This window comes from Mycoplasmopsis alligatoris A21JP2 (assembly GCF_000178375.1).
GTDB lineage: Bacteria > Bacillota_I > Bacilli_A > Mycoplasmatales > Metamycoplasmataceae > Mycoplasmopsis > Mycoplasmopsis alligatoris.
In genome coordinates this window covers 103,174-123,179 of record NZ_ADNC01000007.1, presented here as the reverse complement: position 1 = coordinate 123,179, position 20,006 = coordinate 103,174, and the positions used below count along the sequence as shown (strand labels likewise).

Here is a 20,006-nt window from a genome sequence, read left to right as displayed (position 1 = left end):
TTTTAAAAAAATAATAAAAAACAAGATTAAATCTTGCTTTAAGAATTAGTTGTTTTTGACAAATTCTAATAGTTGTTCGACTTTATTTGTTTTTTCTCATGTAAATGTTTTTTCTTCTCTACCAAAGTGCCCAAAGGCTGCTGTTGGTAAGAAAATAGGTTTTCTTAGTTTTAAACTCTCAATAATTCCTTTTGGAGTTAAATCAAAGATATGATTTACTGCTTGAGCTATTTTTTCTTCTGAAATTTTATTAGTATTGAATGTGTTTACTAAGATAGATACAGGTTTGGATTCACCTATGGCATAGGCTAATTGGATTTCTACTTGGTCTGCTAAATTTGCAGCAACAATATTTTTTGCAATTCATCTAGCTGCATAAGCTGCACTTCTGTCAACTTTAGTTGCGTCTTTACCACTAAATGCACCGCCACCATGTCTTGCATAACCACCATAAGTATCAACAATTATTTTTCTACCAGTTAGTCCAGTATCACCAATAGGTCCACCTATAACAAAATTTCCGGTAGGATTAATTAAAATTCTGTTTTCGACTTTTTTAAATCCATATTCTGAAATTACAGGAAGAATAATTTTATTTTTAACAAACTCGTTAAATTTGTCTTTGGCATAATCATCAGTATGTTGAATTGACATTAATATAGTGTCAATTTTTGTTTTTTTTGGATCGCTATAATCTAATGTAACTTGACTTTTCATGTCAGCTCCAGCTCATTTAAAAGCTTTTGTTTTTCTTAGTTCTTCAGCTTTTTTAACAAGTTTATGAGCAATCATAATTGCTAAAGGCATTAATTCTTTTGTTTCGTTAGTTGCATAACCAAACATTAAACCTTGATCTCCAGCACCAATATTTCCTTGTTCTAAGTCAACACCCATTGCAATATCTGGACTTTGAGCTTTTATGTCTAAATAAAATTCTGTGTGAGGTTGTAAATAACCTAAGTCATTTAATATATATTTTGCAATAGCAACATGGTCTAAGTCTTTTAATTGCGAAGATACTTCTCCAGCAATCATAATTTTATGTCCACTTGCTAATGTTTCTATTGCTACTTTTGAATATGGATCAGCTAGTAAATAAGCGTCCAAAATTGCATCAGAGATTTGGTCACAAACTTTATCTGGGTGACCTTTTCCTACTGATTCACTTGTAAATAATTTTTTCATATTTTCCCTCTTATATTTCTTTTATTTAGAGAGATTAAGTTGATTACATGTTAAAGATAAATCTTCCTAACTATCCACCTTACGTAGTACGCAGGTTGGCAATGGTCATTGTTGTTAAACTACCATACTCTCTATGTTTTATAAATATATTATAGAGCATTATTGAATAAGACTAAATTATTTTTTTGCCTTATATATAGTGAAAAACGGAAAAAAATAAAAGACGATCAGAACCTGATCATCATTATTTTATAAATTGTGATTTATTTATTATTTAAAGCCATTTGAACTAATGTTTTTACCATTACACCTGTAGGTTGTCCACCTAAATCAGCTGTTCCAGCTACATCTAAGTGAATGTATTCAACACCTTCTGTAAATTCTTTTAAGAACATAGCAGCTGATGAAGATCCTCCACCATTTCCGCTTAAGTCAGTATTTTTTAGATCAGCAACGTGACTGTTTTTAATTTCTTTTCCAAATGCTTCATCTAATGGCATTCTTCAAACAAGTTCATTTTGTTGTTTAGCAGCTTTTGATAAGTCGTCTCAACCTTTTTCTGTAGTTGATCAAGCACCGGTATATGTAGACCCTAATGCTACTAAAATTGCACCAGTTAATGTTGCAACATCAACCAATCTTGTTGCATGTAATTTTCTAATTGCATAAGTAAGACCATCGGCCATTACTAATCTACCTTCAGCATCTGTGTTATTAATTTCTACTGATTTTCCATTCATTGAAACTCATACTGAATCTGGTAATGAAGCATCTCCGTTTACTCTGTTATCTGTAATACATAAAACTGCTGAAAAGTTTGCTTTAGGTTGTAATTGAGCAATAGCCATCAATGTTGATGCAACAATAACTGAACCTGACATGTCAAATTTCATTCCTAACATGTTTCTACCGGTTTTAATATTGTATCCACCAGAGTCAAATGTAATTCCTTTTCCAACTAGAACTGTTTTTTCTTTGCTTTCAGGATTTGCTGTATATTCAATAACTACAACTCTAGGTTCAAACATACTTCCTCTATTAACCGATAGTAAAAGACCCATTTTTAATTCTTCAATTGATTTTTTGTTGTGTACAGTTACTTTTAAGTTTGAGTATTTTGAAGCTTCTTTTTCTACAACTTGTGCTAAATATTCTGAGTTGCATACGTTTGGAGGCATGATTTGTAATTCTCTAGCAAAGTTACGTGCATTTGATAAAACTAGAGCTTCATTTAAAGCTTCAGAATATTCTTTTTCTGATTTTTTGGTTAATAAAGAAAGTGTGTATTCTACTTCTTTCTTTTTAGTTTTTAAGTTTCATAATTTGAATTTTGTGTAATTATTTGCTTCAACAAAAGCTTTAACAACTTGAGCTAATGTAACTGATTCGGTTACAAATGTGTCTAGGTCAACTTGGTAGTTTCTTTGAGCGCTTTTAGCTAAAGTTTTTGCTAATGTTGTTACATCTTCTAGTTTAAAATCTTTTTTTTCTCCCATGAAAACTAGAGATTCAAGAGATGAAAAGTAATCAGTTACTGCTAATTTTGTTTCTAGCACTGTTTTTGGAAATTCTTCTCCTTTAAAAACGGCTTTTAATAATTGATCACTATTACGAGTATTTGTTAATTTTGAAATCATTTTATTTCCTTTCGTATTAAATTATAGATAAAATATTTTAATTAATTAGTTAAAAGTAATATTTCTTTAATAACCAAATTTTTTGATTGCTTTTTCATCATCTACTCATTTTTTAGCAACTTTAACACTTAAGTTTAAGTTAACTTTTGTGTCAAATTGAGCAGATATTTTTTTACGAGCTAACATTCCTATTTGTTTTATTTTTTTTCCGCCTTCACCTATAACCATGCCTTTTTGGGAATCTTTTTTAACATAAATATATGCATTTATTTCTATTGAATCTTCACTTTCAATAAAGTCTTCAATATCAATTGCAATAGAGTGAGGCAATTCTTCATATAAAGCATTAATTGCTGATTCTCTAATAATTTCTTTTGCTAAAAAACGCATTGTTTTATCAGTTAAAAAATCTTCATCATAATAGGCATTATCTTCATAAGCAAAAGTTTTTATTATTTCAATTAACGATGAAATTGATTTGTCGTTAAATGTTGAAGTTGAAATTATTTGTTTGAAATTATAATTGTTTAAACGTTCTATTTTTTCAACTAAAAGTTCTGGTTGGCTTTTGATTTTATCAATTTTTGAAACTATAGCAATTTTGTTTTCTATGTTTTTAATATTTTCTAAAATCATTAAATCACCCTTACCTAGCATTTCATCGCCTGGGCTTAGAAAAATAACTAAATCGTTTTCTTTTAAAGTGTCATAAGCATTTTTATTTAATGCATCACCAAGTTTATTGATTGGTTTGTGGATTCCAGGTGTATCGGTAAAAATAACTTGATAACCTTCTTCATTATAGACGCCCATTATTTGATCACGAGTTGTTTGAGGAGTTGCAGTAACAATAGATAAATTGTAGGATAAAATAGCATTTAGTAAACTACTTTTTCCAACATTGGGTCTACCAATGATAGTACAAAAACATACTTTCATTAAAATATATCTTCGTTTCTAATTGGATAAGGAATCAATTCTTTTATAGTAACTTTTCTAAAGTCAACTGCGTTATTTTTATACATGTAAACTAAAGCATCGTCAGGCATAAATTCAGTCATGACTTGTCTACAACCGGCACATGGACTAATGTAATCATCTAATTGTGAAATAATATGAATTTCTTTAAACTCACCTACTTTACCTCCATATGCTACAGAACCAAATAATGCACTTCTTTCAGCGCATAAACCAGATGGATATGCAGCGTTTTCAACGTTTACTCCGTAATATTCTTTATTATCTTTATCGATTGCTATAGCAGCAACTTTAAATTTAGAATAAGGAGAATATGATTTTGATAACAATTCTTTTAATTTTTTATTATTCATTTATTTATCCTCTCTTGTAATGTTTAATGGTGAAAAAATTTCTTCTACCATGTTGTTCATATGAATTCGTTCGTTTTCTAGTTCATGATCATAGCCCATTAAGTGAACAAGCCCGTGAGTGAACAAGTAGCAATATTCTCTTTTTTCAGAATGATTAAATTCTAAAGCTTGTTCTTTAACCTTATCTACTGAGATGACTAATTCACCTAAATGTAGAAAAGGTAATTGCTCATTGATTAATGAATCTTCAAAACCAAAAGAAAGAATATCGGTTGGATAATCTTTTCCACGGTGTTTTCAATTTAATTTTCTCATTTGATCGTTATTTACAAAACAAACATCGACCATAACCGGCTTGTCTATAGAGAAAAAGGTTTTTAAATTAGTTAATATTTTTTCAAATTCATTTTTAAATTGGAATTTATATTTTCTATGGTTCATGTAAGAAATTTCGATTTTTTTTGTGTTATTATTCATAATAACATTTTAACATATCCAAGGTTTTACTTAGTAAAGATATCGAATAGATTAGTGTAGTAAACAAAGACAGAAGATTCAACACCTTTTTGAAAATCAAAAAATATTTTTGGTTCTTGATTTAAAATTATTTGTGTTTTATTATTTACTATTTTAACTATATCAAAGGTATATTGGTAAAAAGTGTTTTTCGAACTTAATATAATTGGAATATTTTTTTCTTCACTTTTAAAAATATTGTTTAAATAAAATTTGCCATTATCTTGATAAACAAAAGTTTTTTTATAAATTGGAATTGAAATTTTAAAAATTAAATAAATAAAAACGGTAATTATTATAAGTAACAAAACAAGTAAAAAAACAAATTTAAACATTGTTGATTTTTTCAAAATTTATCCTTTCTACATTAGAGTGAACAAAATTATTATTATGTGATATCTCTACAAAAGTACTGTTGTTTAATTCAAAAATTAAAACGTTTTTAATTTTATTAGATATGTCATTTTGTATATTTTCAAAAGCTTCATCCAAAAAAATATAATCAGGTTTTGTTAAAATAATTTTTAAAAAAGAAACAATTCTTTTTTGGCCAGTTGATAAATTATTTGCATTATTTAGCATTGTCTTCTGTAGGTCTATTTTGCTAATTTCAAGTAAATCATAAATTTGATATTTATTAAAAATTTGATCAATTACATCTTCATTTATTTTTTTAAAGTCACTTATGTAATCAATAATTTTAATGTCTGAAAAATATTGTTCATTGCTTAAATAAAAATTATTTAAATATGTTTTTTCTAAATCATAACTATTTTGATTATTTTTTAAAATAATTTTTCCTTCATATTCTTCATAAAAACCAGATAATAGTTTCAAAAAAGTAGACTTTCCTATTCCATTTTTTCCAATCAGGTGAACGTTATTTTTTATAACTAAATTATTTATATTTAAGATTAATTTACCTTTTAAAAATAATTTTAAATTTTTTACATTTAGTTCTGATAAATTATTTTTTAGTTTTATGTTTTCTTTATTTATCTTTTCTTTTATATTGAATGTTTCAATAATGCTTAGATTAATTCTATTTTTATTAAATATTGTTATTTTGCTATTAATACCTTTTAAAGGCTCACTTAATAAATTTATTCCACTTAGATAGATAATAAATTCATATAAAGGCAGTTTTTGTGTTCAATAATAATATATAGCACTTGAATAAATAATAAAAGGTATTAAAGTATTAATTACTGAGTGAATAGAATTTCAAAAATCTAGTTTTGAACTTAAAATAGAATTTTTGTTATTTAATTCTTGATAATTTTTTGAGTATTTATTTTTTATATTGCTAATCAAAAAATCTCTAGAGTTATATCGATATTCATTAAAAATATTGATTAAATCTAAATTAACTAGTGTATTTTTTTCTTCTATTTGTTTGGAATAAAAATTTATGTTTATATTGATATATACACCAATTAATAAAGAAATAAATGCATATGAAAAAACAATAATTAAGACAACCAAATTAGCATAATACAAATAGAAAAAAGAAGCCAGTAAAGAGATTAAATCAATTATTACATTACTTAAAAAAGTGACTCGAAATTCTTCAACAGATTTTATGGCATTAAAACGATTTAAGAGTTCATTATCATTATATTTAAATATAGTTTTTAAAGGATTTTGTTGAATTTTTTCTATATATTTAGAAGCGTTAAATTCTATCTTTTTAATAATTAAGTTATTAATTAATTTATATGAAACTGTGTAAAAAATTTGAGTACTAATGGCAAATCAAATAAATAATAAAATAAGCGTTATTAATGGTTCAAATTCAAATGAATAATAAATGTTTGAAAGTAAAACTCTCGCTAATAATGGACTCAATAATTTTGAAATTAAAAAGATTAATGTGACTAAAAAATAAGGTAATGAAAAACCTAAATTAGAAACCAATGAATATTTTTTTGGAACATAATATTTTTGTTTTTTAAATGTAACTATTAATTTTACATAAATTTTACTTAAATCTCTATGGTTAAGTCAAATATGACCATCAATTGGATCATAAATTAAAAAATGATTAGCTATTTTCTTTTTAATTACAATCAAATGCAAAAAATCATTTCTATTGATTATTATAGAAATAGGATATTCACTTTTTTCAAGATCTAAAAGGCTTTTAAAATCACATTTATAAGCTGATAAATTTAAACCGTATTTTGCTGCTAATAAGCTTATTTGGTCAATTTTTATACCTATTTCATCATAATCAGCATTGCTTTTTAGAATTTCAATAGGTATGCTTTTTTGATAAAAGCGATCATAAAAATATTTTATAACCAGTAACGAGCATTCTTTTGAGTCTATTTGTTTCACATTATATTTTTTTTAATAAATGATAAGTTTACTAATAAAGAACAATAAAAGGAAAAACTTAGTTTTTGTATTATTTTGAATATTTATTCTACAATGTTGTAAAATTAAATAAATTAAGGAGTTTTATGAAAAAAGTAGTAGCTTTAGCTAGCGATCATGCTGGATTTGAATTAAAAGAAAATATCAAAAATTACTTAGCCAAAAAAGGCTATGAAACAGTTGATTTAGGACCAGATACTGATAAAGTATCAGTTTCATATGCAACACAAGGAAAAGAACTTGCTAATTATGTAGATGAGCATAAAGTTGATTTTGGTGTGGGAGTTTGTGGTACAGGTTTAGGTATTTCATATGCACTAAATAGACATAAACACATTCGTGCAGCAAGAGTAACAAGTGTTGAGGATGCACACTTAGCAAAATTACATAACGATGCTAACGTTTTATGTTTTGGTGGAAGACAAATTGAAAAAGAAAAAGCTTTTGAAATGATTGATGATTACATAGCAACACAATATGAAGGTGGAAGACACCAATCAAGAATTGATGAACTAGATAAATAGCAGATAAGTGGAAAAATATTCCACTTATTTTTTTTATAAATTTAAAAAATATCAATTTTTTTTAATAGTAATATACTTTAAATTGTATGGACTATTTCATACCCGAAAGTGAGTAAATTAATAATGAAATTTCACAAAAAATTATGATTAGCAGGAGCTATTTTACCAGCCATAAGTGCTTTAAGCGTTGCTGCTATTTCATGTAACACTACTAAAAATGTGGAATCAGCAGATTTTGATAAATTAGCTGATACTGACAAAGTAAAATTTGTCAATGAAAAAATTGAAAAATTATCAAAAGTGCAAAAAGCACAATTGATTGATAGTTTAGATATTAAAAGTGTTTTAAGTGCAGATGAAAAAGCAGTTTTAATAGATAAATTAAATAAAGACGCAGCACAAATTGGATCAGTAGTTTGATACATAAAAAGTGCTGAATCAAGAATCGGAAGAGAACAAGATTATGCTTTTGCTAAAGTCAAATTTGATAATTTGATAAAAGACGAAAAAATGAAATCAATGTTAGATTTAGCAAAAGTTGATTCAACAACTGGTAAAGTTTCTAACCCAGATAATGGTAAATTCATTCCAGTAGTTTTTATGGACATTGATGAAACAGTTTTAAGCAATGACTTTACAGAAGCTAATGCTATGACTGTTGGAGGATTTAATCCGGCTGATAAAGAAAAATATGATTTAAAAGGAATAAGAAAAGCAACACCTGGTGCTATTGCGTTTATTAACCATGTTTTTGAAAAAGGTGGTGTTGTAATGTATAACTCAGATATGTCACAATCTACAGCCGTTAGAGATGCAGTAAAATTAAATCTAGAAAAAGCTGGAATTAAAAAAGAATATCTAAAAAATTGACAATTCTGAATGAGAGGTGCAACACCTTATGTACCTAAAGAAGCAACAATTTTTGATAAGTATAAAACAATGAAATCTGAAGAAGCTACAAAAGTTACTAAAGATGAATTAAAAGCAGTGGCAAAAATTGAAGTAACAGATAAATTTGAAGCTAAACCATGAATTTCATGACCTAATACATTAATAGCAGAAGGAATTGGAAAACAATTTTTAAAAAATATGAGAATGAATGCTGTTAGTGATAATACTGTAGGTTGAAACTTTAGCGATGAAAAAGATGGTGATGCCGTTAAACTTCGTGTAATGATGAAGATTGGTGATAACTTTAATGACTTTTTTGATGAAGCATCTAAAGGAAAATCAAACGATGAAAGAGTAGCTTTATTTGAATCAAGTGAAGCAAAAATGAAAGACTTATTCTTAAGCCCAACTGGAGCTAAAGGACGTAAATATACAAAAGGTGTATGAAGTGATTTAGAGTGAAATCAATCATATGTTTTAATTTCAGGTAATTCTGAATATGGTGGTTGATTAGAACCATTTGGGTTCAAAAACACATATAAAAACTTATGAGATGAAGTTAAAAGAATAATTGCTGATCCTAAAGATTTAAAATAATAATTTAAATTGGTTAATTCGATAGACTCTTAATTGACTATGCCATAGTCGATTATGGAGTTTATTTTTTATTTACTTATTTACTAAACTCTAGTTAAATGAGGTATCAAAAGAAGATTATTGCAAATTTAACTATAAAATAACAATGTGAGAATTTTAATTAAATTTGCCTATAAAATAGTTATTTATGGCGTTTTTTCGTTAAAATGATAAAATATTTATATATTTTAAAACTAGGATGCAGTATGATGAAAATAATGACTAAAAACACTAGATCTGTTAACAAACTAAATTTAAACATTAATTACATAAATAAAGGACAAAAATAATATGTTAGAAAAATTAAAAACAAAAGATTCAATTATTAAAAGTCCTATTTCTAAAAAGATAAATGTTATTTATGTTTATTGAATAGATGATAATAAACATGAAGGTTGCTTAAAAATAGGAAAAACTAGTTTGAAATATTTTAAGGGGATTGAAAACTTGAAGCTAATAATGAAATATTAAACAAAGTTGCAAATAAAAGGATTTTGGAACAAACCGGAACTGCTGGTAATACTTATCATTTATTTCATACTGAATTAGCAATTTTAAACAATAAAGACAATAGTGGCAATATCGTAACTTTTGATGATAAAAAAATTCATAAAATTTTAGAAATGTCAAATTTTAAACGTAAAATTTTTGATAATTCTTCTGCTACTGAATGATTTATTTGTAAACTTGAAGATGTTTTAAATGCTATTAACTCTGCAAAATCGAATGAATTTAAAATAATTGAAAAGAAAATATCTGGAATGCCAAATCCTATTATTTTGCGTAAGCCTCAAAGAGAAGCGGTTGAAAAAATCTTAAAATGTTATCATGATAAGTATGATAAATTTTTGCTTGACGCTAAAATGCGTTTTGGAAAAACAATTTCAATTTTAAATGCTGTTGAAAAAATTGCTCCTAAATTTACTTTAATTTTAACTCATAGACCTGATGTAGAAACACAATGAAAAGAAGAATTTGATTCATGTGGGTTAGGTTTTAAAAACTATATTTTTTTAGGAAAAAATAGTAAAGAAAATTTAGAAAAAATTGTTAATGATAATCAAGATAAAAAAATTGTTTATTTTGCTTCTATGCAAGATTTGAGAGGTTCAGAAATAGCTAAAGGAGCATTTAATAAAAATCAATATGCTTTTAATATTCCTTGAAATTTAGTTTTAATCGATGAAGCTCATGAAGGAGTACATAGCGAAAAAGGAACTGAGGTTATAAAAGCCTTAGTAGAAAGAAACAAAGAATTAAAAAAGAATGATAAAAAATTCAAAACTAAATTATTCTTTATATATTTATCTGGAACACCTTTTAATATTATTAATGATTTTAGTCCTGAATAAAGATTTACTTATGATTACATTGATGAACAAGAGGCTAAACTTAATTGATATAAAGAAAGTTTAGATCCTAATCCATATGAAACACTTCCTAATTTAAACATTTTAACTTATGGTTTAGAAGACTATTTTATGGATTATATAAGTACAAAAGACTTGTATTTTAACTTCACACAATTTTTTAAAGTTTATACCAAAGATGATCCTTTTTTACCTAGTCAAGAACACATTGGTAAATTCATTAATCAAAAAGATGTTAAAGCCTTCTTAGATTTGTTAGTTGGACAATACAATCTTAAAGAAACTAAAAATAACACTAATTATCCATTTTCTACTGAAGAATTTAGAGAGTACTTTAAGCATACTTTATGAATGCTTCCAGGTGTAAAAGAAGCAAAAGCTTTAGCTGATCTATTAAAAAAACATGAAATATTTAGTTTGTTTGAAATTATTAATGTGGCTGGAGATGGTGATGAAAAAGCAGATCGACTTGAAAAAAAACATTTAGACAATTTAAATGCGCATATAGGAAATGATCCTTCAAAAACAAGAACAATTACTTTATCGTGTGGACGTTTAACCACCGGTGTAACTGTTCGTCCTTGAACTGGGGTATTTATGTTGTATGGTGGACAAAACACAAGTGCAATAAGTTATTTACAAACAATATTTAGAGTTCAAAGTCCATGACAAGTAAATGGATTTATAAAAGAACAAGCATATGTTTTTGATTTTTCTCCAGATCGTGCTTTAAAAATTGTTTACGATATGGCAAGCAATAAAACAGCTAACTTGTTAAATAATAATAGATCTAATGATAAATTAGTAGAAGAGAACATTACTAAATTTCTAAAATTCTGTCCTGTAATAGCTATTAAAGGTTCAATAATGAAAAATGCTGATGTTAAATATATTTTAAGTGAAATAAAAAGATCACTTATTAATCGTGTTGCATCAAATAGTTTTGATGATGATAGAATTTTTTCAAAAGAGAATATTGAATTTGATCTAGATTTAGAATTAATTACTAGAATAGGAAATACTATTTCTAAATCTTCTATACGTAATAAACCTAAGACATCTATAGTAATAAATCAAAATAATATTTCTGAAAACGAAACTGTAAATTCATTAGAGATAATAAAACATCCTAAAACAGAGGAAGAAAAAGCAAGAAATCAAAGACTAAAAGAAATTAGAAACAGTAAATTAGTATTAAGATCAATTGCAGTTCGTTTTCCATTAATGTTTTATGGAAAGGATGACTACTTAGATGAAAATTTTGACTTAAGCAATCTTACCGAATTAATCAAAGATGATTTTTGAGAAGAATTTATGCCAAAAGGCGTTACAAAACAAAATTTTAAAGAGATTAAGTACTATTTTGACAAAACAGTATTTATTGGTGCTGGAAATAATATTCGTTAAAAAGCTGAACTAGCTGATAAATTTGAACCAACTAAAAGAATTAAAAAAATAGCTGAGTTATTCTCAAGCTTTAGAAATCCAGATAAAGAAACTGTCTTAACACCTTGAAGAGTTGTTAATATGCACTTAAGCAATACAGTTGGTGGATATACTTTCTTTAATGATGATTTTAGTCAAGAACTTGAGGAACCTGTTTACAAAGATATTCAAGGATTTAGCGAAAATGTCTTTAAACAAGGGGAAAAAATACTTGATCCAGGTTCTAAAACAGGATTATATCCTCTATATATAACTTATACTTTTTATAAAAATGAACTTAAAAAAGTATATAAAAATGATTTAGATGTAGAACAGAGAATAGAACTTTGAGATAAAATAGTTAAAGAACAAATTTTTGTTCTTACTAATTCTGAAATGGCTCGTTCGATAACTCAAAAAACTTTAATTGGATATCGTAAAAAACCTACTAATATTAGGTATAAAACTGATTTGTCTAAAATTTTAAAAGGCAAAAATACAAAAAAAGAATTTATAAATTCAATGCATCAAGGTAAAATATTTCAAAAAGAAGAAGGAGAAAGCAATATGAGATTTAGTGTTATAGATGGAAACCCACCATATCAAGAAAAAAACACAATTTTAGACAATCAAAATAATGCAAGCTCCTTGTATGGACATTTTATTGAATTAGGTTTAGACTTGAACACAAGATACGAAAGCATGGTTGTACCTTCTAGATGAATGACCGGAGGAAAAAGTGAAATTTCTACATTTAGAAAAAGAGTTTTAGAGTCAAAAAATTTGAAAACTATTTTTGATCATAAAGAAGAATCAGATCTATTTACAAATGTTGAAATAAAAGGTGGTATTTGTTATTTACTTTTTGAAAAACAAAAAAATGAGAAAAAACAGAATACCATTTTATTGACAAAAATATTGATAATTATGACCTTAGAGAACTTGATGAATTTAATATTGGAGCAGTTATAAGATATTCAAATTCAAGACCAATAATCAAAAAAGTTTTTAATGATCTTTTAAAAGAGAATTTTTCATCTTTAATAGGATCTCAAAATCCTTTCGGATTACTTTCAAATTTTAGTGAATATAATAGTGTAAAAGTAAATAATAATTATGTAAAAATATATGCAAAAGAATTTGTAGGATACGTAAAAAAAGACATTTTTACAAAGAATAAAAACTTGATGAATTCATATAAATTATTTATGAGAAAAGCAGTTGGAGAAGGAGATGTAAATAAGGATAAATTAAACTTAATAAAACCCGAATTTGAATCAATTTGTACACAAACGTTTCAAACTGTTGGGCCTTTTAAAAATGAAGAAGAAAGAAACAGCTGTTACAGTTATATGAATACCAAATTTTCCATTTCTTACTTGGTCAACTTAAATTTACTCAACAAGTACCACCGAATGTTTTTTCATTAATACCAATAGTTTCTTTTGATCAAACTTGAACCGATGAAAAACTTTATAAAAAATATAATTTATCAAATGAAGAAATTAATTATATTGAAACAACTGTTTGAAGTAAACGTAAAAAGAATGATTAAAATCCAAACAATAATAATAAATACACCAGAATTATTGGTGTATTTTTTAATAACTTATTTGAATCTGCTTTCCAAGTTAATCAACATAAAAATACATATTTACCTATGTACAAGATGAATATGAATTTTAACTAAATTATTTACTATTGAAAAATTCTCTTATTTTTTATTATTTCTTTGCTTTTTATATCAGAATGGTTTATGTAAAATCAATCCAAATGTATTTAAAAATTTACTGTATTTTAAAAAACTCTTTTTAGTTTTTAATGTTCAAAATAAATAATATTTATTATATGAATCATAGAATTTTTTATTAATTCTAAATGAATTTAATGAAGGTGCTAAATAAGTAATTATTTTTAAATTAAACTTACTGATATTTAATAAAGCTTTTTTAGTTTTGCATAAAAAAGCTAATTTTAAATTTTTATCATTTTTATTTAACTCATATAAAACATCGTAGTTAAATGAACTAAATACAAATTTATTTATATTATTTAAATAAGGGGATAATTTGTTTAAAAGAATTTTGACAAATTTACAAATCTTTTGTTTAGTTACTTTTATTTCTAAATTAATTAAGTCAAATTTATTAACGTACAATTCTAAAAATTCTTCAATAGTTAAAATCTGTTCAAACAAACCTATTTCTTTATATTTAGCTGCTAAATTTAATTTTTTTAATTCCTCTAAATTAGAATTTTTAACTACTAAATTTTTATCAGTTAAACGTTTAGTATTATTATCATGAATAATAACAATTTGATTATCTTTTGTCAAATGTAGATCAATTTCTACACCGTCAAAACCAGAATCTAAAGCTTTTGAAAAAGCTAACTTTGTGTTTTCTGGATATAAACTTGAATAACCTCGATGGGCAATTTTGTAGATTTTTTTATTCATATTAACATTTTATATTATTTAACTATTTATATAAATAAATAAGAATATTGAACAAAAATTAATAAAAAATAACCTTTTTAGAAATTAGTTTTTAATTCGATACACCAAAAAGAGTTGTTAGAATAAAACACCAAAAAAAATCTTGATAAATTTGTTTCCGAAAATTTTTTTTATCCTTATAATTAAAAAGCAACTAGCCCGGATTCATAAGGTTGCTAATACGCCAAAATAGTTGTTGAGGACGTATAAGGTTTTTATGAGGAGCTAAGTTCAAAATGAACAAAGGAGACAACAATGAGTAGATTAAATATCAAAGTTAAAGGTTTTGATCACGCTTTAGTAGATGAAGCTGCAAAAAAAATCTTTAGCGCTGCAAAAGCTGCAGGATCAGAAGTTAGTGGACCAATTCCTCTTCCAACAAAAAGAGAAGAAATCACTATCTTAAGATCAGTTCACGTTAATAAACCAAGTCGTGAACAATTTGAAAGTAGAACACACCAAAGACTTATAGTAGTTACTAAAGTTACTGATGCTACTACAGACAAAATCAAAAGACTTGAACTACCTGCTGGGGTAGCGATTCAAGTTACAGTTAAAACAAAATAAGTTTATATATTAAACATAAGGAGAAAATATGAAAGGAATCTTAGGACGTAAAGTTGGTATGACTCAAATTTATACTGAATTAGGAACAAGAGTTGCTGTTACAGTTATTGAAGTTCAACCAAATGTTGTTACTAAAGTTCTTTCTTCAGACAAAAATGGTTATGTGGCAACACAATTAGCTGTTTTTGACAAGAAAGCAAGCCGTTCAAACAAACCTGAAACAGGTCACTTTGCAAAAGCTAATACAACACCTAAGCGCTACGTAAAAGAAGTTCGTGACATGTCAGGTTATGAACTTGGACAACTTGTTCAAGCAAACATTTTTAAAGTAGGTGATCTTGTTGATGTAACAGGAACATCAAAAGGTAAAGGATTTGCTGGAACAATTAAAAGACACAATCAACACATAGGACCTAAATCTCACGGGGGAGGTGGTGGATCACAACCCGTAAGACAAACAGGATCACTTGGAGATATTGCCGGAAATAAAGTTGTTAAAGGTATGACAATGCCAGGACAATTAGGTAATGTTAAAACAACAGTTCAAAACTTAGAAGTTGTTAAAGTTGATTTAAAAAACAATTTACTTTTAATTAAAGGATCAATCCCAGGACCTAAAAAATCATTTGTTATGGTTAAAGAAGGTGTTAAAGGATTGCCAAGCCACAACCCAATCGTTTTAGTTGATATCAACGAAGTTCTATTAATGAACGAATTAGTTGAAAAAGCTAAAAAATTACAAGTTGAAGTTACAGCTGGAATGAATTCAAGAGAATTATTACCTTTAATAGAAGCTGCTGAAGCTAAATTAGCTGCAGAAACTGAAGCAAAAGCAAATGAAGCAAAAGAAGGAGATAAATAGTTATGGCAGAACAAGTAAAAACAAAAACAGCTACAGCTAAAAAAGCTCCTGTTAAAACTACAAAAACTGAAGCTGCGCCTAAAGCAAAAGCTCCTGTAAAAGCTGCTCCAGTTAAAAAAGTTGCTAAACCTGTTGCTCCTAAAAAAGAAGCAAAAGAAGTTGTAACAAAAGCACCTGTTAAAAAAGAAGTTAAAGCTCCAGTTGCTCCTAAAAAAGAAGCAAAACCAACAGTTGCAAAATCACAAAAAGTTGAAGTTGTTAAATCAGTAGCTAACAAAGTTACATTTGAATCTAAATTACCTGCAGAATTATTTGCAAGTGAAAAGATTTACGAACAAGCAATTTTTGACACAATCCTATCAGATCGTGCTTCAAGAAGACAAGGTACACACCAAGTTAAAAACCGTGCACAAGTAAGTGGAACAGGGAAAAAACCTTGAAGACAAAAAGGAACTGGTAGAGCAAGAACTGGATCTCTTAGAACACCTGTATTCGTAGGTGGAGGTAGAGCATTTGGTCCTCAATCAGAAAGAAACTACTCATTAAAAGTTAACAAAAAAGTAAGATTTGCTGCATTTGTATCAGCACTTACATTATTAGCAAACGACAAAGCTGTAGCAATTGATGATTTAAAATTATCAAAAATTTCTACAAAAGATTTAGTTGCTAAATTAACAAAACTAAAATTAAACGATGTTAGACACGTTCTTGTGGTAACAGAAGATGAATTAGTTTTCAAATCGGCAGCTAACTTAGCAAACGTTGTTACTGTTAAACCAAATTCACTTTCAGTTGAATTATTAGTTTCAGCAGACGTTATGGTTATTTCACAAGCTGGTCTTAAAGTGTTAGAAGGGAAGGCAAAATAATGCAATTAACAGATATCATTAAAAAACCAGTTTTAACCGAAAAAACCTATGCACAAATGGAAAACGGTGTTTATTCATTTGAAGTTGCTTTTGATGCAAACAAACATCAAATAGCAAACGCAGTTGAAATAATTTTCAAAGTTAAAGTTGCTAAAGTTAACACAATTAAAGTTGACAAAAAACCTAAAAGTGTTGGACGTTTCCATGGATTTACAAACCGTTACAAAAAAGCTATTGTAACTTTAGTAGAAGGAAACACAATTAATTTCTTCCCAACAGAAGAAACTGCACAAAAAGCTGACGAAAAAGCAGAAGCTAAAAAACCTGCTAAAAAAGAAGTTAGCGATGTTGAAAAAAGAGCAGCAGCAAAATTAGCAAACAAAAAAGCAAGTGCTTCAAAAGCTGTTAAATCAGTTGCTACTAAAAAAACAACAACAAGAAAAGTTGGTGGAGAATAATCACCAAATAAATAAACTTTTAAAAGTTTGTTACAAAGCGGAATTTATAAGCTTAAAAGAAAGATCCGCAACTATTTTTAAGCAAGGAGTATGACAAAATGGCAATTAAACATTATAAGCCAACTACAAACGGTCGTCGTAACATGTCTACTCTTAACTACAAAGAAAACCTTAGTGGACATGCACCTGAAAAATCTTTATTAGTTATATTAAAGAACAATGCAGGTAGAAACAATACAGGTAAAATTACTGTTAGACACCACGGAGGAAGAGTTAAGAGATTTTATAGACTTATCGACTTCAAACGTAACAAAGATAATATTCCAGCTGTAGTTAAAACAATTGAATATGATCCAAATAGATCAGCAAACATTTGTTTATTAGCATATGCAGATGGAGAAAAAAAATATATTTTAGCCCCTAAAGGGATTAAAGTAGGACAAGTTTTATTTTCAGGAGAAAATGCAGATATTATTGTAGGTAACTCATTACCTTTATCAGCAATTCCTGAAGGAACATATGTTCATAACATTGAAATGCAACCTGGAGGTGGAGGAGTTATAGCACGTAGTGCCGGAACTTCAGCTCAAATCTTAGGTAAAGATGATGATGGAAAATACGTAGTGTTAAGACTAAAATCCGGTGAAACACGTCGTATCTTAGCACGTTGCCGTGCAACAATTGGTATTGTTGGTAACGAAGAACACTTATTAGTTAATTTAGGTAAAGCCGGAAGAAACAGACACATGGGTGTTAGACCTACAGTTAGAGGATCAGTAATGAACCCTGTAGATCACCCACATGGAGGGGGAGAAGGTAAACAACCTATCGGACGTAAAGCTCCTCTTACACCATGAGGTAAAAAAGCTCTTGGAGTTAAAACAAGAAAAACTAAGAAATCTTCAAACAAATTAATTATTAGAAGAAGAAAGGATGCTAAATAATGGCACGTAGTCTTAAAAAAGGTCCATTTGCTGACGATCATTTACTAAAAAAAGTTGATGCTATCGTTGAAGGAAAAGCTCCTAAAAAACCTATTAAAACTTGATCAAGACGTTCAACAATCTTCCCAAGTTTTGTTGGTTTAACATTCTCTGTTCACAATGGTAAACAATTTATCGAAGTTTATGTTACTGATGATATGGTAGGACACAAATTGGGAGAATTCTCACCTACTAGAACATTTACAGGACATGGATCAGATAAAGGTAAGAAGAAATAATGGCAAAACAAGAAATTCAAGTACAACAAGCAAAAGCTCTTGTTAAATTACAACGTGTTTCTGCACGTAAAGCAAGATTAGTTGCAGATCTTTTCAGAGGAAAAGATGTTAGAGTAGCTTTAGGTATATTACAAAATACAGCTAAAAAAGCTGCTCCATTATTTGTAAAATTATTAAATTCTGCAGTAGCTAATGCTACAAACAACCATGGAATGGACGCATCAAAATTATTTGTTAAAGAAGTATTGGTTAATGAAGGACCGACACTTAAAAGATTTCAACCAAGAAGCCAAGGAAGAGCTTATTCAATCTTCAAACGTACATCACACTTATCTATAACATTGGAGGAAAGAAACTAATGGGACAAAAAGTTAATCCAAATGGATTCCGTTATGGAGTTACTAAAGCACATAATACAACATGATTTGCTGATAAAGCTCAATTCGGTAATCAATTAGTTGAAGATGCCAAAATTTATAAATTTTTCGATAAGTTAGTACGTCAATACCAAATTGGTAAAGTGGAAATTAAAAGAACACAAAATAACCATGTAACTGTTACATTATTAAGTGCTAAACCTGCCTTAGTTTTAGGACAAGAAGGAAAAAACGTTGTTGAATTAACAACAAAATTAACTAAGTTCATCAAAAACAAAAACATTAAACTAAACATTAAAGTTGTTGAGTTAAAAAATCCAGATTTAAATGCAAGATTACTTGCTGAAATGATCGCTGTTAAATTAGAAAACCGTGAAAGCTTCAGAACTGCACAAAAAATGGCAATCAGAAATGCTATGCGTTCAAGAGCTAAAGGTGTTAAAACAAGCGTTAGTGGTCGTTTAAATGGAGTTGACATGGCTCGTTCAGAAGGATATTCTGAAGGAGAAATGAAACTACATACATTAAGACAAAACGTTGATTATGCAACTGCAACAGCACGTACAACATACGGAGCTATTGGAGTTAAAGTTTGAGTTTCACTAGGTGAAATATTGGAAGGAGATGATAAACATGCTTCAACCAAAAAGAACTAAATACCGTAAACCTTTCTTGGTAAAACACGATAAACGTGTTGCTCACAAAGGAAACAAAGTTTCATTTGGAGAATTTGGTTTACAAGCTATAACCAGTGCATGAGTTACAGCTAGACAAATTGAAAGTGCTCGTATTGCTATTACAAGAAGAATGGGACGTGAAGGACAAGTTATTATTCGTATTTTCCCTCACTTTTCAAAAACTTCTAAACCTATCGGAGTTCGTATGGGGTCAGGAAAAGGAACACCTGAAAAATGATATACAGCAGTTAAAGTTAATACAATGATGTTTGAAGTTAGTGGTGTTAGAGAAGATATTGCACGTGATGCATTACGTCTTGGAGGACACAAACTACCTGTTAAATGAAGAATTGTTCAAAAAGAAGTTACAACTACAGAAGGAGATAAATAATGTTATATAAAGATATCAAATCAAAAAGCGTTGAAGAATTAAGAACATTAATTGTCGACCTTAAAGCTGAACTTTGAACATTAAGATTCAAAAATGCTACAGGATCACTAGACCAATCACACAAAATTAATGAATTAAGAAAAGATATTGCAAAAATCCTTACAGCTTTAAATGAAAAAGGAGCTAACTAAT

The 20,006-nt window shown here is 27.7% G+C and carries 23 protein-coding genes and 2 pseudogenes; 16 read left to right on the top strand and 9 right to left on the bottom strand.

Going from position 1 to position 20,006, the window contains the following annotated elements:
• Window positions 1-45: 45 nt before the first annotated feature.
• The 8 genes and pseudogenes from metK to MALL_RS04690 form a co-directional block, all read right to left on the bottom strand.
• Window positions 46-1,185, bottom strand: coding sequence for a methionine adenosyltransferase (gene metK, locus MALL_RS01340; RefSeq protein WP_005683394.1), 1,140 nt, complete (start codon window positions 1,183-1,185; stop codon window positions 46-48).
• A 263-nt stretch (window positions 1,186-1,448) separates the two neighbouring features.
• Complete coding sequence (locus MALL_RS01335) at window positions 1,449-2,822, bottom strand: M17 family metallopeptidase (RefSeq protein ID WP_005683402.1); 1,374 nt, start codon at window positions 2,820-2,822, stop codon at window positions 1,449-1,451.
• Window positions 2,823-2,888: 66 nt separating this feature from the next.
• A complete protein-coding gene (gene era, locus MALL_RS01330) occupies window positions 2,889-3,761 on the bottom strand; it encodes a GTPase Era (protein WP_005683315.1) in 873 nt (290 codons plus the stop codon).
• The gene (gene cdd / locus MALL_RS01325; RefSeq protein WP_005683364.1) at window positions 3,761-4,153 is read right to left on the bottom strand and encodes a cytidine deaminase; all 393 of its coding nucleotides are present in this window, start codon (window positions 4,151-4,153) and stop codon (window positions 3,761-3,763) included. The genes era and cdd overlap by 1 nt, the downstream gene beginning before the upstream one ends.
• Entirely contained in the window at window positions 4,154-4,630 is a 477-nt protein-coding gene (gene ybeY, locus MALL_RS01320; RefSeq protein ID WP_005683355.1) for an rRNA maturation RNase YbeY, read from the bottom strand. It lies immediately after the preceding gene.
• Between the two features lie 26 nt (window positions 4,631-4,656).
• Complete coding sequence (locus MALL_RS01315) at window positions 4,657-5,019, bottom strand: hypothetical protein (RefSeq protein ID WP_005683412.1); 363 nt, start codon at window positions 5,017-5,019, stop codon at window positions 4,657-4,659.
• Window positions 4,997-5,587, bottom strand: a pseudogene (locus MALL_RS04695) (ATP-binding cassette domain-containing protein); the annotation flags it as partial. The gene MALL_RS01315 and the pseudogene MALL_RS04695, both read right to left, overlap by 23 nt.
• Window positions 5,588-6,691: 1,104 nt before the next feature.
• Window positions 6,692-7,009: pseudogene (locus MALL_RS04690) on the bottom strand (cysteine peptidase family C39 domain-containing protein); the annotation flags it as partial.
• A 125-nt stretch (window positions 7,010-7,134) separates the two neighbouring features.
• On the opposite strand from MALL_RS04690, the gene MALL_RS01305 reads away from it, so the two are divergent.
• From MALL_RS01305 to MALL_RS04245, 6 genes are all read left to right on the top strand, one after another.
• Window positions 7,135-7,572, top strand: a complete 438-nt coding sequence (locus MALL_RS01305; protein ID WP_005683378.1) for an RpiB/LacA/LacB family sugar-phosphate isomerase — start codon at window positions 7,135-7,137, stop codon at window positions 7,570-7,572.
• Between the two features lie 123 nt (window positions 7,573-7,695).
• A complete protein-coding gene (locus MALL_RS01300) occupies window positions 7,696-9,060 on the top strand; it encodes an HAD family acid phosphatase (RefSeq protein ID WP_005683266.1) in 1,365 nt (454 codons plus the stop codon).
• A gap of 330 nt (window positions 9,061-9,390) precedes the next feature.
• Complete coding sequence (locus MALL_RS04260) at window positions 9,391-9,570, top strand: hypothetical protein (protein ID WP_005683268.1); 180 nt, start codon at window positions 9,391-9,393, stop codon at window positions 9,568-9,570.
• Between the two features lie 23 nt (window positions 9,571-9,593).
• A complete protein-coding gene (locus MALL_RS04255; protein WP_005683350.1) occupies window positions 9,594-10,451 on the top strand; it encodes a DEAD/DEAH box helicase in 858 nt (285 codons plus the stop codon).
• Window positions 10,452-10,580: 129 nt separating this feature from the next.
• Window positions 10,581-11,876 carry a hypothetical protein gene (locus tag MALL_RS04250; RefSeq protein WP_005683406.1) on the top strand — a complete coding sequence of 432 codons (1,296 nt, stop codon included), beginning with the start codon at window positions 10,581-10,583 and terminating at the stop codon, window positions 11,874-11,876.
• Between the two features lie 120 nt (window positions 11,877-11,996).
• Window positions 11,997-12,866, top strand: a complete 870-nt coding sequence (locus MALL_RS04245; RefSeq protein WP_005683396.1) for an Eco57I restriction-modification methylase domain-containing protein — start codon at window positions 11,997-11,999, stop codon at window positions 12,864-12,866.
• Between the two features lie 742 nt (window positions 12,867-13,608).
• Here the strand turns inward: MALL_RS04245 and MALL_RS01285 are convergent.
• On the bottom strand, window positions 13,609-14,352 hold the full coding sequence (locus tag MALL_RS01285) for a glycerophosphodiester phosphodiesterase family protein (RefSeq protein WP_005683272.1): 744 nt from the start codon (window positions 14,350-14,352) through the stop codon (window positions 13,609-13,611).
• Window positions 14,353-14,646: 294 nt separating this feature from the next.
• Between MALL_RS01285 and rpsJ the strand changes: the two genes are divergently transcribed.
• From rpsJ to rpmC, 10 genes are all read left to right on the top strand, one after another.
• On the top strand, window positions 14,647-14,958 hold the full coding sequence (gene rpsJ / locus MALL_RS01280) for a 30S ribosomal protein S10 (protein ID WP_005683333.1): 312 nt from the start codon (window positions 14,647-14,649) through the stop codon (window positions 14,956-14,958).
• A gap of 28 nt (window positions 14,959-14,986) precedes the next feature.
• Window positions 14,987-15,820: a 50S ribosomal protein L3 gene (gene rplC / locus MALL_RS01275; RefSeq protein WP_005683392.1), complete on the top strand. Its 834-nt coding sequence runs from the start codon at window positions 14,987-14,989 to the stop codon at window positions 15,818-15,820.
• A gap of 2 nt (window positions 15,821-15,822) precedes the next feature.
• Window positions 15,823-16,689 (top strand): 50S ribosomal protein L4, encoded by an 867-nt coding sequence (rplD, locus tag MALL_RS01270; protein WP_005683265.1) that lies wholly within the window; start codon window positions 15,823-15,825, stop codon window positions 16,687-16,689.
• Window positions 16,689-17,147, top strand: coding sequence for a 50S ribosomal protein L23 (gene rplW / locus MALL_RS01265; protein WP_005683344.1), 459 nt, complete (start codon window positions 16,689-16,691; stop codon window positions 17,145-17,147). Before rplD ends, rplW begins: the two co-directional genes overlap by 1 nt.
• 98 nt (window positions 17,148-17,245) lie before the next feature.
• On the top strand, window positions 17,246-18,091 hold the full coding sequence (gene rplB, locus MALL_RS01260) for a 50S ribosomal protein L2 (protein ID WP_005683381.1): 846 nt from the start codon (window positions 17,246-17,248) through the stop codon (window positions 18,089-18,091).
• Window positions 18,091-18,369: a 30S ribosomal protein S19 gene (rpsS, locus tag MALL_RS01255; protein WP_005683287.1), complete on the top strand. Its 279-nt coding sequence runs from the start codon at window positions 18,091-18,093 to the stop codon at window positions 18,367-18,369. The genes rplB and rpsS overlap by 1 nt, the downstream gene beginning before the upstream one ends.
• Entirely contained in the window at window positions 18,369-18,728 is a 360-nt protein-coding gene (rplV, locus tag MALL_RS01250) for a 50S ribosomal protein L22 (RefSeq protein ID WP_005683373.1), read from the top strand. Before rpsS ends, rplV begins: the two co-directional genes overlap by 1 nt.
• Entirely contained in the window at window positions 18,728-19,402 is a 675-nt protein-coding gene (gene rpsC, locus MALL_RS01245; RefSeq protein WP_005683283.1) for a 30S ribosomal protein S3, read from the top strand. Before rplV ends, rpsC begins: the two co-directional genes overlap by 1 nt.
• Window positions 19,380-19,814, top strand: coding sequence for a 50S ribosomal protein L16 (rplP, locus tag MALL_RS01240; protein WP_005683404.1), 435 nt, complete (start codon window positions 19,380-19,382; stop codon window positions 19,812-19,814). The genes rpsC and rplP overlap by 23 nt, the downstream gene beginning before the upstream one ends.
• A complete protein-coding gene (rpmC, locus tag MALL_RS01235; protein ID WP_005683430.1) occupies window positions 19,814-20,005 on the top strand; it encodes a 50S ribosomal protein L29 in 192 nt (63 codons plus the stop codon). Before rplP ends, rpmC begins: the two co-directional genes overlap by 1 nt.
• Window position 20,006: the final 1 nt, after the last annotated feature.